At 60.4% G+C, this 15,173-nt stretch carries 13 protein-coding genes; 5 read left to right on the forward strand and 8 right to left on the reverse strand.

Going from position 1 to position 15,173, the window contains the following annotated elements:
- Position 1: 1 nt before the first annotated feature.
- From CXF97_RS26705 to CXF97_RS26730, 6 genes are all read right to left on the reverse strand, one after another.
- A complete protein-coding gene (locus tag CXF97_RS26705) occupies positions 2-772 on the reverse strand; it encodes a 2-keto-4-pentenoate hydratase (RefSeq protein ID WP_101162419.1) in 771 nt (256 codons plus the stop codon).
- Between the two features lie 10 nt (positions 773-782).
- Positions 783-1,565, reverse strand: coding sequence for a 2-keto-4-pentenoate hydratase (locus CXF97_RS26710; protein ID WP_101162421.1), 783 nt, complete (start codon positions 1,563-1,565; stop codon positions 783-785).
- Entirely contained in the window at positions 1,562-3,034 is a 1,473-nt protein-coding gene (locus tag CXF97_RS26715; RefSeq protein WP_101162423.1) for a 2-hydroxymuconic semialdehyde dehydrogenase, read from the reverse strand. Before CXF97_RS26715 ends, CXF97_RS26710 begins: the two co-directional genes overlap by 4 nt.
- Positions 3,035-3,232: 198 nt before the next feature.
- Positions 3,233-4,048, reverse strand: a complete 816-nt coding sequence (locus CXF97_RS26720; RefSeq protein WP_101162425.1) for a tRNA U-34 5-methylaminomethyl-2-thiouridine biosynthesis protein — start codon at positions 4,046-4,048, stop codon at positions 3,233-3,235.
- Between the two features lie 39 nt (positions 4,049-4,087).
- Positions 4,088-5,005, reverse strand: coding sequence for a tRNA U-34 5-methylaminomethyl-2-thiouridine biosynthesis protein (locus tag CXF97_RS26725; RefSeq protein ID WP_101162427.1), 918 nt, complete (start codon positions 5,003-5,005; stop codon positions 4,088-4,090).
- Between the two features lie 29 nt (positions 5,006-5,034).
- Positions 5,035-5,463 (reverse strand): RidA family protein, encoded by a 429-nt coding sequence (locus CXF97_RS26730; RefSeq protein WP_101162429.1) that lies wholly within the window; start codon positions 5,461-5,463, stop codon positions 5,035-5,037.
- Between the two features lie 250 nt (positions 5,464-5,713).
- Between CXF97_RS26730 and CXF97_RS26735 the strand changes: the two genes are divergently transcribed.
- A complete protein-coding gene (locus CXF97_RS26735; protein ID WP_101162431.1) occupies positions 5,714-6,205 on the forward strand; it encodes a MarR family winged helix-turn-helix transcriptional regulator in 492 nt (163 codons plus the stop codon).
- A 308-nt stretch (positions 6,206-6,513) separates the two neighbouring features.
- On the opposite strand, the gene CXF97_RS26740 is transcribed toward CXF97_RS26735, so the two are convergent.
- Positions 6,514-7,935 carry a DUF1254 domain-containing protein gene (locus tag CXF97_RS26740; protein ID WP_256589941.1) on the reverse strand — a complete coding sequence of 474 codons (1,422 nt, stop codon included), beginning with the start codon at positions 7,933-7,935 and terminating at the stop codon, positions 6,514-6,516.
- Between the two features lie 203 nt (positions 7,936-8,138).
- Here CXF97_RS26740 and CXF97_RS26745 point away from each other — a divergent pair, with 203 nt between their 5' ends.
- From CXF97_RS26745 to CXF97_RS26755, 3 genes are all read left to right on the forward strand, one after another.
- A complete protein-coding gene (locus tag CXF97_RS26745; protein WP_218239556.1) occupies positions 8,139-9,587 on the forward strand; it encodes a DUF1254 domain-containing protein in 1,449 nt (482 codons plus the stop codon).
- 155 nt (positions 9,588-9,742) lie between these two features.
- The gene (locus CXF97_RS26750; RefSeq protein ID WP_101162436.1) at positions 9,743-10,726 is read left to right on the forward strand and encodes an AraC family transcriptional regulator; all 984 of its coding nucleotides are present in this window, start codon (positions 9,743-9,745) and stop codon (positions 10,724-10,726) included.
- Positions 10,727-10,820: 94 nt separating this feature from the next.
- Complete coding sequence (locus tag CXF97_RS26755; protein WP_101162438.1) at positions 10,821-11,948, forward strand: mechanosensitive ion channel family protein; 1,128 nt, start codon at positions 10,821-10,823, stop codon at positions 11,946-11,948.
- A gap of 36 nt (positions 11,949-11,984) precedes the next feature.
- On the opposite strand, the gene CXF97_RS26760 is transcribed toward CXF97_RS26755, so the two are convergent.
- Positions 11,985-13,904 carry a tyrosine-protein phosphatase gene (locus tag CXF97_RS26760; protein WP_101162439.1) on the reverse strand — a complete coding sequence of 640 codons (1,920 nt, stop codon included), beginning with the start codon at positions 13,902-13,904 and terminating at the stop codon, positions 11,985-11,987.
- A 335-nt stretch (positions 13,905-14,239) separates the two neighbouring features.
- On the opposite strand from CXF97_RS26760, the gene CXF97_RS26765 reads away from it, so the two are divergent.
- Positions 14,240-15,121 (forward strand): manganese catalase family protein, encoded by an 882-nt coding sequence (locus tag CXF97_RS26765; protein WP_101162441.1) that lies wholly within the window; start codon positions 14,240-14,242, stop codon positions 15,119-15,121.
- Positions 15,122-15,173: the final 52 nt, after the last annotated feature.

Raw genomic sequence — 15,173 nt, forward strand, 5'->3', positions numbered from 1 at the left:
TTTACTCCTCGCGCAGCGTTTGGAACGCCACGCTGCCCAGATGCTGGAATTCACAACGCACCGCGACACCCGGACGCAACGCCACGGCTGCCGTCGCTGCACCGGCCAGCACCAGGCTGCCGGGCTCCAGCGCTTCGCCGTGCTGTGCAGCCAGACGCGCCGCCGCCACCAGCGCACGCACCGGGGCCCCGAGAATCGCCGCCGTGCTGCCCATCTCCACCGCTCGGCCGTCGAAGCTCATCACCAGTCCCAGGTTGTCGAGATCGGTGTCGGGCCGCTGCCAGCCACCGACGACGAAACCGGACGACGACGCGTTGTCGGCGACCACGTCAGGCAGCGAAAACTTGAAGTCGCGGTAGCGCGAGTCAATCACCTCAAGCGCCGGCGCGACGGCTTCGACTGCGGCCAATGCCTGCAACGGCGTCACCTGCCCTTGCAGGCGCTTGCCGAGCAGAAAGCACACCTCCGGCTCGACACGCGGGTGCACATACCGCGACAAATCGATGCTGCCGCCCTCCTCGATCCACATGTCCGAAGTCAAGCGCCCCCAGATCAGATCGGAAACACCCATCTGGGCCATTTTCGCGCGGCTGGTGAAGCCCATTTTCATGCCCACCTGACGCGCGCCACGGGCAAGACGTTGTTCGATCAACTGGCGCTGCACCTGATAGGCCTCGTCCAGCGTAACGGTGTCTTCACCGCTGAGTTGCAGGGTCGCCTGAGCGAGCCGGGCCGCCTCATCGAGGCGCTGGGCAATACGTTGGATTTTCATGCGGATCACCTCAATTGGCGGGTTCGAAACAGGCCCGGACGCTGCCCAGACCCTGAATGCGTGCCTCGAAAACATCACCGGGCGCGACACTGACCATCGGCCCCAGGGCACCGCTGAGCACCACGTCGCCGGCCCGCAGTGGCGTCCCCATTTCGACCAGGGTGCGTGCCAGCCACAACGCGGCATTCAAGGGGTGACCCAGGCATGCCGCACCGACGCCGAAAGATACCGGCTCACCCTGGCGCTCCATGACCATGCCGGCCAGACGCAAGTCCAGATCGGCAAGTTTCACTGGCCGCTGGCCGAGCACGTAGAGACCCGCCGAGGCGTTGTCGGCGATGGTGTCGAGAATGCTGATGTTCCAGTTGGCGATGCGGCTACCGACCACTTCAATCGCCGGCAGCGCATAGGCGGTGGCCGCGAGCAAATCGCTCAGCACGATGTTGTCGCGGTCCAGATCGCGCTCCAGCACCAGCGCCACTTCCGCCTCGCACTTGGCCTGCATCAGGCGTGGCCAGGCGATCGCCTCGCCGTCGGTGACCTCCATGCTGTCGTACAAGGTGCCGAAGTCCGGTTGATCCACGCCCAGTTGCTGCTGCACTGCGCGCGACGTGAGGCCGATCTTGCGCCCGGTGATACGCCGCCCGGCGTGCACCTGGCGCTGGGTGTTGAGCTGCTGCACCCGGTAGGCGTCGGCAATCGAGGCCAACTGGTCACGCACCGGCGGCACTGGTTCGCCGCTTGTGGCCGCCTGGTCGAGCAGATCGGCGACCCGTTGAAGTTGTTCGCTCATTGCTCGCTCTCCTGGTCAATGCGTACGCAGACGTTGGTCAGTTCCGAATAAAAGTTCAGCGAGTGCATGCCGCCTTCACGGCCGATGCCGGACAATCCAGCGCCACCGAACGGCGTACGCAGATCGCGCAGAAACCAGGTATTGACCCAACTGATGCCCACGCGCATGGCCTCGCTGACGCGGTGCGCGCGGCTCAGGTTGGTGGTCCAGATGGTGGCTGCGAGGCCGTAGCGGGTGTCGTTGGCGCGGGCGATGACTTCACGCTCGCTGTCGAACGGCGACACGTGGCAGATCGGCCCGAAGATCTCTTCGCGCACCGAACGGGCGTCGTCGGACAGCCCGGCAATGACGGTCGGCTCGACCCATGCGCCGTTATCGCGTGCGTCACCAAAATGCGGCACGCCACCACCGGCGATGAAGGTCGCACCCTCCTGGCGCGCCAGTTCGAAGTAGCTCAGCACCTTGTCGCGATGCTTGGCCGAAATCAGTGGCCCCATCTGGGTGGCGGGGTCGTGCGGCCAGTCGATTTTCATCGCCTTGATGCGCTCGGCAATTGCCGTGCAGAAACGCTCGAAAATCGGTCGTTCGACATAAACCCGCTCAGAGCACAGGCACACCTGACCGCTGTTGAGAAACAGCGCGCGCATCATGCCGTCGATCATTTTGTCGAAGTCGCAGTCGGCGAAAATGACCGCCGCGTTCTTGCCGCCCAGCTCGAACGACACCGGCTTAACCCCTTCGGCGGCAGCACGCATGATGGTGGTGCCTGTGCGTGATTCGCCGGTGAAGGTGATGGCGCTGATGTCCGGGTGCCGGGAGATGAATTCGCCGGCCGAGTCCGGACCGAAACCGTGCACCAGGTTGAACACGCCATCCGGCACACCGGCGGCTTGCATCACTTCGGCGAGCAGCGTCGCGGTGCCGGGGGTGTCTTCGGAGGGTTTGACCACCACCGCGTTGCCACACGCCAGGGCCGGCGCGACCTTCCAGGTCAGCAACAGCAACGGCAGGTTCCACGGGGAAATCACCCCGACCACGCCGAGTGGCTTGCGGGCGGCATAGTTGAGCGCGTAGGCACCGTCTGGCAGGTCCAGGCGATGGCTGTCCAGCGGCGCGGTGGCGAGAATGTCAGCGAAAGTACGGAAATTGGCGATGCCGCGTGGCACGTCGATCACCGAGGCCATCGCCAGCGGTTTGCCGGTGTCGGCCATTTCGGCGGCGAGAAAATCGGCCTGGCGGCGCTCCATTTCGTCAGCGATCCGGCGCAGAACATCGACACGTTCTGCGGCGCTGGTGCGGCCCCAGGCGCCAGCGACGGCGCGGTGGCCAGCCTTGACCGCCTCGTCCACCAGCTCGCGGCCAGCCTCGTGGACCACGGCGACGACGGAGCCGTCGACCGGGCTGATGTCCTCGAAGGTGCGCGGGCTCTCTACCCAGCGACCATTGACAAAATTTCGATAGTTTTTCATGACTGACCTCAATGACACGGCTGACGGCGAACCTGTGGCCGGCTCGCGAATTCGCAGAGGCCCGGCCCGACAAATCGCGGGCGCAGGCATGCACGGCTTGCGTTGCACCGGCAACGCAAACGGTCTACGGAAAAAGATTGATGCGGCGCGCTTCAGCAGCGGTTTCGAGCGAGATCGCGCACCTGCTCGTTCAGCCCCTCAGGGGTTGAACTCCACGACAGCGGCGCCGCTGCCATACAACGCGCCGTAGTGATGCACTGTGGCGCCCCGGAAACGCCCGCCGAGTGCGCCGAGCAACCAGTGAAAATGCTTGAAACCCATGTCCACCCGCGCTTCGGCGGCATAGGCCGGCAACACTTCGCGCAGCGCATCGACATTGCCCGCCTCGATCAGCGCCAGAATCTTGCGATTCCAGGCGTCTTCTTCTGCGTGGACGATGCGGTCGTCCTGCGCTTCGATGGGTTTGGTAAACAGGCTCCCGGACAAGCCACCGACGCCCACCACCGCCACGCGTTTGCCTTGTTCGGCAGCGCAGGCCACGGCAATCGCCGCCAGCTTCTCGGTCGCTTCGGCGTTGTCGTAGAGGTTGTTCGACGCCACCACCAGCGGCAACGCTTCGCTGCCGACACCCAGCGCGGTGCTGGCGACGATGGTTCCGGTGTCGATCGGAAAGCCTTGATAATCGGCGCCACGGGCATTCACGCCGTGGCCACGACAGGCCTCGATACAGGCGTTGGCCAGGCTCACATCGCTGTACAAGTCGTAGGGCAGCTCACCGAATTCGTGCCAGTTTTCGTCGACATGAATATCTTCGCTGCGGCGCCGGGTCAGCCAGATCTCATCGAGCACGGCGAACCATTGCGTTGAATAGACCAGCACCACATCGGGCCGAGAGGCACGCAAGGCGGCGCCGGCCTGTTGCATGGCCTGCTGAAAGCGCTGCCAATTGGGCACATCAGGGCAAAGTTGCGGCAGTGGGCTACCGTGGACCAGAAAAGCCGATACAAGCGTCATGGTTGTTCACCTTGAAAAGAGGTCTGCGAGTCGCGAGGTTCAGGCGGCTTCTGCTGCGGCGCGGGCGAGGCCGGCCTTGAGCAGATTCCATTCCATCACCGCGTTGCCGGTGCCGATCACCGTGCCGTAGCCGTGCAGTTCCGCCGCCAGTTGCGGGTACTGCATGGCCGCGTGCATCCAGGTGAACGCACCGGACTTCACTTCGGCGAACGCCTCGTCGATGAACTGCGGCAGCAGGCGAAAGACTTCATGCATTTCCCCGCGCCGCATCAGCTCGATCATGCGCATGTCCCACTGATAGCCCAGTTGGCTCTGCGGATGCTCCTGGGTCATGTCTTCCGGCGGCTCCGGCTCTTGATGAAAGTGCCAGTGCGACAGGGTATTGGATGCCAGCAGCACCGCGCGCTTGCCCGATTTGGCGATCGCTTCGCGGGTGGCCTTGCCCAACAGATCCATCTCCACCAGGCCTTCTTCCATGCTCAGGTAATAAGGCGTGTTGTTGGCCGAGATCGACACCACCGGAATGTCCCACTGCGGGCGGATCATATGCAGTGCGGTGATGGTGCCGTAGTCGACGCGAAAACGCGGGTTGCGCATCATCTTGGTCTGCAGCCCTGCCCTGCGGCCTTCTTCACAGCAGGCCTCGGCCAGTTCGACGTCGAATTTTATCGAGTAGTCGAAGCGAAACAGGTTGGGAAAGATCGGGTCGACCGAGCGCCCGGCCAGGTGCTCGACGCCGATGAAGTGATGCCCCACGGAGGTGATCCAGTGCGGCGAGTGCACCAGCAATACATCCGGCTTCAACGCCTCGACACTGGCGCGCGCGCGCTCATAGGCCCAGCGCAATTGTTCCCAACCGCCCTGGGAGCGCGGTTCGTTCTGGGGTGGGTTTTCTGCATACAGAATGTGCGGAGGATGAGGGGCCAGAAACCCGCTGATAATTTCACCGTTTGCCATGTCGCTTCTCCTGTTCTTTTTGTGTTGCATCAGGGCAGTGAAGAATCAATCGCGAACTGAAATTCCATTTCAACCAACGCCCCCAGCGGCAGCGCCGCCACCCCTAGCGAAGTCCGCGCAGGTGGAGTACGCCCTTCGAAGAAGGCTTGCCAATGCTGATTGAGCACGCCGAACTGGCTGAAGTCAGCGCAATAGATCCGCACCAACATCAATTGCTCCAGTCCGATCGTCAGCTCCTTGCACATTTCGCTGAGGTTGATCAGGATCTGCTGCACCTCTGCGGCCAGACCGCCGTCTACCAATCCGCCGTGAGCCGGATCGAGACCGACCATTCCCGAGACGTAAACGAAGCCGCCCGCCCGTACCACAGGGCTATAGGCAAAATGCGGCGCAGGCAAGGCGCGGCTGACCAGAGGAGTCCATGTAACAGCCGTTGCCGGGGTCGTTGACCAGATCATCTTGTTATTCTCATTAAGTACGTATACGTCCTTTATGAGGCCGATGCTATGACTGACTATCCAGGCTGTCAACGATTTTTTGAGCCGACCCCCGGAAAAAAATAGTACGTGCGCAGTGGTTATTGGCAGGCTTGTATCGCCGTACCGGAACACCAATACTTAACTGGCTGATTTGCCTGACAAATAGTACGTGCACGTACTTATGATTGATCCCCAAGGATCGCCACCGCAAGGAATGACCGGACGTCCAATGCCATCCTCACGCACGCCAGAACCCGCGAAACTTTCTTCCCAAAGCCAGACACTCGTCGACCAGTTTCACCTGGAAGACATCGTTTCCCACCTGCTGCGGCGGGCGCACTTCGTCGCGGAAGAACTGTTCAACGCAGAGTTTTCCGGCGAATCGATCACCCCGCGACAGAAAGCAGCACTGATCGTGGTATCGCAACACCCCGGCCTGACCCAGAACGCACTGGCCGGTCACCTGTTCATGGATCGCAACACCGTCGCCGAAATGGTCAAACGCCTGTGCGCCAATGGCATGCTGATCCGCACCAGCGCCAAAACCGACCAACGCGCCTACCAGCTGTACCTCGGCACCGAGGGTGCCGAGTTACTGGATCGCGTGCTGCCGCGTGATGCGGAAGTGGAAAGGAAACTGCTGGAACGCTTGCCGGAGGAATATCGGCCGCTGTTTTTGAAGTGCCTCAAGATGATGGTTGCGCCGGTGAACGAGTCATAACCTGGACTGCGGCGCTCGGTTTTTCTCTGATTTGCCGATTCGAAAAAAAACCCTTTGAATGGGTGCCACGTGACGTCTTAACGTAATTCCTGATTCCAGAGAGGATGATCACTTGCCTGGACAGAAGTCTGGTCTTCTGGTTTGATCGCACAAGCTTCAATGAAACCTGGGTATCGAGGTCGATGATGCTTTGGAAACGGCAGAGCAGACCGAGGTTTAACCAACACTGCGACGGTCTGAGCCAGACCGTCGCTATCCGGCCGATAGCTGACATCGAGAAACTCTCAACGCAGGGTCGGATAGCGGGTTCACTCAAACAATTCGAAATCCGGCAATTCAAAGCTCCTGTCGTTCAGTGCCTCCGTGCCGCCGTAAAAGCGCATGGCCGGTAACGGCCGCTTGCCCGCTGTGGGAATCCAGTTGCTCTCCAGCCCGGCGGGCGCTTTGGGACCGATGTAGATCGTGACGCTGCCGTCGGCGTTTTTCTTCATCGCTTCCAGGTCGTACGAGGACAGGGTTGTACGATTGGTCTCGCTGTAAATGAACGACATGGTGTCGCGGTTATAAACAGTCAACGCCCAGAATTGCTTGACCGGCATTTTTGCCGGGACGTCGATTTTGTAGGTCTTGCCAGCTTCAAGTGGCTTGCCGTTTTTATCGGCCATGGCCATCAGGTATTGCGTTGCCGGCGAGTCGCTTAACTCCTTCGGCATATAGGTGCACCAGAAGTACTCCGTCGCGCGTCCGATCAGATCAATATTGTCTTCGTACTCGAACGAGAAGCGCTTGTTTTCATCGGTCATCAGCAGAGACGCGTAGTGCCGATCTGGCCAGTAGAATTTGTCTTTTGGCAGGTTATCGAACCAGTGCTGAAGGTAAAACCAGGCATCAATGGCCGCCTGGCGCATGGCTTTTTTGGTCACCTCGTCCGGGGCAAACGGCTTGCCTTTCTCGATCCCCAGCGAACGCAACATCCCGAGCATCACCTTGTCCTGCGGGCGTGCAGGCTCGACACTCATGACCGCATGCATGTCCGCGAAATGGCGCTCGTCATAGAAAGGCAGGGTCGGGTAAACCTTGTCGATCGGGTCGATAAAGCGTTGCGGCGGCGGATTGCTCGCCTCGGCCAGGTAATACATGCGCAGCTTCTTTGCATACTGATAGGCATCAGCGGCACTTTTGCCGGGCGCGCGCACAGAGCGAAATGCGAGGGCGATGCGGTAATTGGGTGATGGAACGTGAATGTAGCCAGCGGGTATTTCACCGTTAAACCCCGGAGGCGTGAACAGCAATTTTCCACCCTTGCCCTTGTCCAGACCCGAGGGGCCAACGTCGGCGATGGTCAACTGCCAGGCATCAACGACTTGGCCATAGACGCTGCCGTCTTCGCCGGCGGCAGGGAGTTCCAGAACCACCGGGCCTTTTTGCAGGTCGGTGAATGCGGTGATGTAAGGCGTGCTGCTGTTGGCGGTGATGGCTTCCAGCTTCGGTGTCGCTGGCGCCGAATAGGCAATGATGTCGTTGTCCTTGACCCCAAGATTGTCAAAAGCCGCGCGTCTGAAACTGTAGATGGCGATCGCCGGCATATTCCACAGCACGGCTTCAAAAGCGCGCTGATATTTGATCTGGTAGTCGAAGTCCACAATGGAACTGTGCGAACCGGGAGGCGGTTGTCCACCCTGCGTTTCGATGCTCGTCTGGGCGAGGGCCGGATGCGGGTTGGCCAGCATCGCTAAGGCCAGCAGGCTGACGTTAAGCACTCCGTTGTTGGGCATCGGTTAATCCCCGCTATTGATCCCTGAATTCCAACAAGCGATCAACACTATAGCCAACCGCTGAACCACTGGGGCTGGCATGCCTGTTTGACGCCAAGCAACTCTGTGCCTAGGGTGCTTGCAGACATTCAGCCGTCAGGTCAGTGCTCGAGTCGGGTTTGCCCGGCGCACTTCCTCGTGAAAGGACGCTCGTTATGAATTCATCTCGCCAGTGGTTTCTCTGTGTCTTGCCCCTGTGTGCTGCGCTCGGCAGTGCAATGAATGCACAAGCCAGTACGCCGGACTTGCTCCTGACCACACCTGCCACTCCCGATGCCGTGGAAAAAGGCATGCATGCTGATGGGTACAGCCTGGCGATTTCTGCCTATAACTGGGGCTATCCGCTTGTGCGCATGGAAAGAGTGGTTCGTGAATACATAACCGTTCTCTCGCCAAAACCCGACACCAGCTATCGAGCAGGCCTGAACCAGATCGGCTGGGCCACTTCGCTGGCGTCACCGTCCGCCAAGGACATGCCCACCGCCAACAATGACACCTACTACATGAGTGCGGTGCTGGATCTGACCGAGCCCTACGTTTTGACCGTGCCCGATACACATGACCGCTATTACGTGGTCGATGTGTTCAACATGTGGCAAGAGCTTGAACACTATGTCGGACGGCGCACGACCGGCACCAAGGCCGGCAAATATGTGCTGGTGCCACCTGGCTGGAAGGGCGAGCTGCCAAAAGATGCGACGCGTCTCGACGTTTCAACCAAGAAAATCTGGCTGTGGGGGCGTATCCACGTCAAGCAGGGCGAAGATGTCGCGCCGATCCTGGCGCTGCAAAAACAATTCAGTGTCGTGCCGCTGAGTGGGAAGTCGCACACGGATGAATCCTTGCCAGCCTTACCGAAGACTGGCGACGACCCGCTGGGCTTCTTTACCGAACTGGCCTTGGCGCTAAAGAACAATCCGGTCAAACCTGCCGATGCTGCATTGTTTGCCCAGTTCGCCCGCATTGGGCTAACGGACAGCGGCTTTTCACCCGACAAGCTCAATCCGGCCACTCGCAAAGGCCTTGAGGAAGGGTTGAAAGACGCGCCCTACGTGGCGATTGCGTCGTTGGCCAGCACGTCGCAAGTGCGCAACGGCTGGAATTGGGTGACGGGTCTCGACAGCTTTGGCTTCAACTATCCGCTGCGCGCCATGGTGGCCGGGCCTTATCTGGGCGGTCAGGGTGAGCATGAAGCGATGTATCCGCTGCGCTTTACCGACAGCAAAAACCAACCACTCACTGGCGCCAGTCAATACGAAATCAAACTGGCTTCGGCGCCGCCGGTGAATGCGTTCTGGTCGCTGACCCTGTATGACGCGAGCAACAAGATGCTGGTCGACAACGAAATCGGTCGCTACAAGGTCGGCTCCGACACGCCGGGGTTAAAAGTCGCGGCGGATGGTTCTATCACCATTCCCATTTCCCACAAAAAACCCCAGGGAGAGCATGCTGCTAACTGGTTACCCGCACCCGAAGGCGGTTTCTACGTGATGTTACGTCTGTATCAACCATCGCAGGATGCTCTTTCGGGCAAGTGGCAGCTACCGCAGCTGAACAAGATCAATTGAAGGACCGGATGTGAGGAGCTGTTGATTGGCCAGTAACGGAATGGATGTCCGCTATTGGCCGAAAGCAGACGATTGCCAAGCCTTGTCACCAGACAGTCACGCCCACCCCCTAATCTTCCCGTCTCCACCGTCGCCCCAAGAGCCCGCATTCCAAAATGCCGCCGATCGCCACAACATCCGCAACCCGTCAGAAAATCGTCCTGCGCTCCGACAACCTCACCTCCTGCGACTTCGGCGCCCTCTTCTCCAGGCTTTTCGGTAACCGTTACGCCGACACCCCACCGCCGCCCTCTCATATCATCATCGGCGGTGTCTATGGGCGGCACGATGGGGTGAGTTTCCGGCGCATGCATTATCACGGCGACTTCAGCGTCACGCTCCCCGACCCGCAGAATGAAATCACCTTCGTCATTCCCACCGCCGGCAAGATCGTTTTCAACCACGCCACTGAATCCATTGGCATATCGCACGTCGGTCTGGCGATCGACAAGGCGGACATCCGTTCGATGCGGTTTGTTGACGATCACGCGCATCACGGCATTTCGATCAATCGCCAGCAGCTCACCGAACGTTTGGCGGCGCTGCTGGAGCAACCGATCGTGCAGAAGATCGTGTTTGAGCCGAGCGTGGATCTGGATACGCCGGCGTTCCATGGCCTCAAGGCGTTGATCGACCTGGCCACGGGCACTGAGTTCGATGCGCTGATCAACAGCGGCACGTTGATGCCGTCGCGCTTGCGCGAGATGCTGATCGATGCGGTGCTGGAGGCGTGGCCGCACAATTTCACCGAGGCGTTGCGCCGGCCGGCGCCGTGTGTGGCACCGCGGCATGTGAAGGTGGCGATGGAGTTTATTCAGGCACATCCGCAACAATTGGTCAGTGGTGTGGATCTGGCCCGGTTGAGTCATGTCAGTCAGCGCGCGTTGCAGGAAGGTTTTCGGCGTTTTGTCGGGATGTCGATCGTGGCCTATCAGCGTCAGGTGCGTTTGCAGCGCGCTTATGAAGCATTAAAGCGTGGTCATGCGGGCTCGGTGACGGAGGTGGCGTTGCGTTTTGGCTTCAGCAATGTCGGGCGCTTTTGTCAGTATTTTCAAAGTGCTTACGGTGTGAGCCCAGCGCAGTTGAAAGCCAGGCGTTGACCATTCGATCCGGTGAAATCTGCATTTGATGGAACAGCAGGAATCTCAGGGCGACTAACCCCAGACAGGCCACGTGGCGAAAAAGGGGGTTTCAATGACCGAGGATTTCATCGGATTTTTCACAGCGCACACGATTTTAGGAATTTCACTGGCGAACTGGGTGCTGGCGTTTCTCGCCGCGACGCTCAGTTATCTGCTGACCACCACCGCGATCCGTTTTGTTTTCCGCAAGGTGCAGGCGCGGGCCAGCGCTGGCAACGGGCATCTGACGTATATGGCCAGCGAAGTGCTGGCGGCGACCAGCACCACGTTGCTGCTGTTGGCGTCGATTCTGGTCGGCATCGGGTTGCTGGATTTGCCGCAGCGCTGGCTCGGACGGGTCAGCAGTTTGTGGTTCGTGGTTGCGGCGCTACAGGTCGGCCTATGGACCAACCGCGCGCTGGCGCTGGGGCTGCACCGCTATTTTTCGCGGCATAACGCGACCGGTACTTTTCAGGCGAGCGCTTTGGCGACCCTGAGCCTGTGGGGCGTCAAAGTGTTGCTGTGGGCAGTGATTCTGTTGGCGATGCTGTCGAACCTGGGCGTCAACATCACGGCGTTTGTCGCCAGCCTTGGTGTCGGCGGTATCGCTGTGGCACTGGCGGTGCAGAACATTCTTGGCGACGTGTTCGCCTCGCTGTCGATTGCCGTCGACAAGCCGTTTGAGGTGGGTGATTTCATCGTGGTCGGCACGCTGGCCGGTACGGTCGAACACGTCGGCCTGAAGACCACGCGCATCCGCAGTCTGGGCGGTGAGCAGATTGTCATGGCCAACGCCGACATGATCGGCAGCACCATTCAGAACTACAAGCGCTTGCAGGAACGACGGGTGGTGTTCGAATTTCGTCTGACTTACGAGTGCTCGACCGAACAGATTCGCCAGATCACTCAACGTGTAGAAAGCATCATCAAGAACGAAAAACAGGCGCGCTTCGACCGCTGCCATTTCCGCAGTTTTGGTGAAAGCGCGCTGGAATTCGAGACGGTGTACATCGTTCTGGACGCCAGTTACAACGTCTACATGGATGTGCAGCAACGCATCAATCTGGCAATCATGGAGGCGGTAAGCGAACTGGACGCGACATTCGCCTTCCCGGCGCGCACGGTGCACGTTGCCTCGCTGCCCGAACCCACCGCGCAGCCGGCACGCACACAGCAACCGTCGCGTGCGCAGCATGCCTGAGCTGAGGAGCCCGGTAATCTGCCGGGCTCGTGTCGTTCAAAACGCGTAACTGGCCTTGAGACCGCCATTAAATCCATGGCTGTCACCGCCACCGTTGGCCCCGACCTCGGCGCCCACACTCAGGGCACCGAGGCTGGCCATCAGATTAACGCCGCCGCTGAACTGATCGCGATTATCGAACGCCGCGCGCTGCTCGATATCCAGCCCCAGCAGGTGGCTTTCACTGTCGACTTGCTGATCGCCCAGCGCACGCTCGTAACCTACGCGCAGCCCCGGCACCAGCTGCCACGCACCGATTGTCATCGGTGTGAACGCGACATCGAGATTGGCCACCGCGCTGCGACGAGTCTGCTTGATGCCGTCGACGTCGAGGGCCAGTTCACTGCCCTTCTCCTGGAAGCCCTGCAAGTCGAGATGACTGATGCGAAAGCCCAGGCTCGGTTCAAGTGTCATGCCACTGAGCGGCGCGCGATAACCCAACGCCAGTGTCGCGCCAGTGAGGTTGCCGTGAGTATCGCCTCTGGCTGTGCCGAGGCCGCCGCCTAGCTCGCGTTTGCTGTCGTAGTCGACGTAACCGGCGCTGGCGTTGGCGTCGACAAACACGCCGCGCTCCAGGCTGGTAAGACCATAACGCGCGCCGAGGTTGATGAAGGTGAAGTCTGTATCGGCCTCGCCCCCCGCCCCGCCCACGCTGCCCTTGCTGTAACCGAAACCGCCGCGCGCGCTGAGTTGTTGGCTGAAGCGCTGGGTGATGCCGAGCATCAAGCCCTGGCTGTGTTCGTTGCTGCTGTCGGCGTGGGCCGAGCCGTCGGTGCCCAGGTAGCTGGCGAGTGCTGTGCTCCAGAGACGGTGTTGGCCGACCTTCAAATCGCTGCCGCTGGCGAATGCTGCGGCGGCCTGTTCGATCATCGCGTTCTGGCGCAGCAGGTAGCTGGCCGCATCGGCGTGAACCTGACCGCCGACCTGGGATTCGACGCCGCCCAAGGTGCCGGCGTCGATCGCCGATTGCAGGTAATAGTTGTAAGCGCTGTAGGTGCCGGACAGCTCGCTGCTCTGTAACTGGCGCAGCAACTCGGCACCCGCGGCGGCATTGCCGATCAGCCCGGCCTGCCCCGGCAAGTTGTTGTATTCGACCAGTTTGCCGCGCAGCACATAGATAGTTTCCTGCGACAGACCGAGGCCCTGCTTGAGGTAGTTGTCCATGCTGCCGTACTCGGCGGCGACCTGGTCGAGGCCGGCCTGCAAGTAACTGGCCTGCACGCCGAGCAGCGGCTCGTAAACGGCGGCCATGCTCGGCGGCAAGGCTTTCAACGTCGCAGCGACACGGGCGGCGGTGTAGTCGTTGGTCGCCAGATAATTGGCCATGATCGTCGCGTCATCGACCCCCGCAATGCTCTGCAACACGGCGGCGGTCCAGCCGGTGCGGTCCTTGCCGGCGGTGCAGTGGAACAACTGCGCGGCGTCGACACTCGCCAGTTCATTGAACAACTGGCCGAACTGCCCGCGCATGCCGGCATCGCTGACGAAAGCACGGTTGGTTTGCTCCATCATCGCCACGGCTTCGGCGGCGCTATGGAAAGAAATGTCGGTGATGTTCGCACCTGAGGTGGTGCTACCGATGATGTCGATGTTGCGATAAGCCGCTCCCGTGATCATCGTGTCAGGCGTAGCGGCGATTTCGCTGGGAGTGCGCAAGTCGTAAATGGCTTTGATGCCGAGGCCATTAAGCGTGGCCAGATCCGCCGCCGAAGGAGTCAGCGCATTGGAGCGGTAGAACACGCCGCTGCGCATCGTGCCGTCGTGGGTTGTGGAGTACGCGATAGTGGTGCCGGCAAGGTCGCGAAAATTGTCGATGCCGGACAATCGCGGCGTATCGAGGGTTACTGGCTCGCCCGCGTGCGCAGCGGCAATGGACAGGCTCAGAACGGACAGCGAACACAGAAGACGTTGGAACACAGTGCAGCCTCATGAAATCAGCGTTGGGCTGGTCACTATGCGCAGGCGAGCGGGAGGAAATATGACAGTTTCGGATGGCAATAAAATGGCCGCGCGAATGGGCCGTGAGGTGCGTGATCTGTCCATAATCTTCGACGTTAGAGATCCTGTGAGCGCGGGGTTGCTCCCGGCAGGCTTGAGCCAACCGTCCTGTTAGCGGAACTTTCCGCGCTCTGCCGCCCGTCCAGCCACTGTGCAAAAAACGAAATTTCTGCTGCGCGCCCTCCTCACAAACTATGCATGCGCCAACGCCCAAAAGGGTCAAGGCGCGATAGCCTGGTCTGAGGAAAATTTGAATGTTCATACATAACAAGCGACTTCAGTACACCGTTCGCGTGGCCGAGCCCAATCCGGGTCTGGCCAATCTGCTTTTGGAACAATTCGGGGGTGCCAATGGCGAGCTGGCGGCAGCGGCCCGCTATTTCACGCAAGCCCTGGCCGAGGAAGATCCGGGCCGTAAAGACCTTCTGCTGGACATTGCCACCGAGGAGTTGAGCCATCTGGAGGTGGTCGGCTCGATCATCGTGATGCTCAACAAAGGTGCCAAGGGCCAGATGGCCGAAGGCGTGCAAGAGGAAGGCGAGTTGTACCGCGCGCTGAACGGCGCCGGTAATGACTCGCATATCACCAGCCTGCTTTACGGTGCAGGCGCACCGCTGGTCAATTCGGCCGGGGTGCCGTGGACAGCGGCCTACGTTGACTCGATCACCGAGCCGACCGCCGACTTCCGTTCCAACATCGCCGCCGAAGCGCGGGCGAAGATCCTCTACGAGCGCCTGATCAACATCACTGATGATCCGGGTGTGAAAGAGGCACTTGGCTTCTTGATGACGCGGGAAATTGCGCATCAACAGTCCTTCGAAAAGGCCCTGCATTCGATCCAGCCCAACTTCCCGCAGGGCAAACTGCCCGGGATGCCTGAGTTCACCCACAAGTACTTCAACATGTCCGGCGAACCCAACGTTCGTGGTCCCTGGAATGAAGGCGGTGCGTGGGAATACGTGGAAAATCCACAGCCGGCAGTCGACGGCGGTGATGGTCTGGCGACCGTCAACCTTCCAGCTGAAGATGAACAAGTGCTTGAGGCGATGAAGATCCGCACGGCCTCCGACCCACTCAGCGAACCGGTGACCGGTGCTGATCTGGGCTCAGGTTACGTACAGGGCAAAGATGTCTGAACCCGGCCCGGCGGCCCCGGACCGGGGTCGCCACTTGCTCAAGGTGAACAAC

Origin of the sequence: Pseudomonas sp. Choline-02u-1, assembly GCF_002836515.1 — a bacterium.
In the GTDB taxonomy this organism is placed as follows: Bacteria; Pseudomonadota; Gammaproteobacteria; order Pseudomonadales; family Pseudomonadaceae; genus Aquipseudomonas.

Excerpts from the sequence above, each read along its gene's own strand:
- CXF97_RS26705 (WP_101162419.1), bottom strand. The coding sequence starts at position 772 with ATGAAAATCCAACGTATTGCCCAGCGCCTCGATGAGGCGGCCCGGCTC.
- CXF97_RS26735 (WP_101162431.1), top strand. The coding sequence starts at position 5,714 with ATGCCATCCTCACGCACGCCAGAACCCGCGAAACTTTCTTCCCAAAGC.
- CXF97_RS26725 (WP_101162427.1), bottom strand. The coding sequence starts at position 5,005 with ATGGCAAACGGTGAAATTATCAGCGGGTTTCTGGCCCCTCATCCTCCG.
- CXF97_RS26710 (WP_101162421.1), bottom strand. The coding sequence starts at position 1,565 with ATGAGCGAACAACTTCAACGGGTCGCCGATCTGCTCGACCAGGCGGCC.
- CXF97_RS26715 (WP_101162423.1), bottom strand. The coding sequence starts at position 3,034 with ATGAAAAACTATCGAAATTTTGTCAATGGTCGCTGGGTAGAGAGCCCG.
- CXF97_RS26765 (WP_101162441.1), top strand. The coding sequence starts at position 14,240 with ATGTTCATACATAACAAGCGACTTCAGTACACCGTTCGCGTGGCCGAG.
- CXF97_RS26730 (WP_101162429.1), bottom strand. The coding sequence starts at position 5,463 with ATGATCTGGTCAACGACCCCGGCAACGGCTGTTACATGGACTCCTCTG.
- CXF97_RS26755 (WP_101162438.1), top strand. The coding sequence starts at position 10,821 with ATGACCGAGGATTTCATCGGATTTTTCACAGCGCACACGATTTTAGGA.
- CXF97_RS26740 (WP_256589941.1), bottom strand. The coding sequence starts at position 7,935 with ATGCTGGCCAACCCGCATCCGGCCCTCGCCCAGACGAGCATCGAAACG.
- CXF97_RS26750 (WP_101162436.1), top strand. The coding sequence starts at position 9,743 with ATGCCGCCGATCGCCACAACATCCGCAACCCGTCAGAAAATCGTCCTG.
- CXF97_RS26720 (WP_101162425.1), bottom strand. The coding sequence starts at position 4,048 with ATGACGCTTGTATCGGCTTTTCTGGTCCACGGTAGCCCACTGCCGCAA.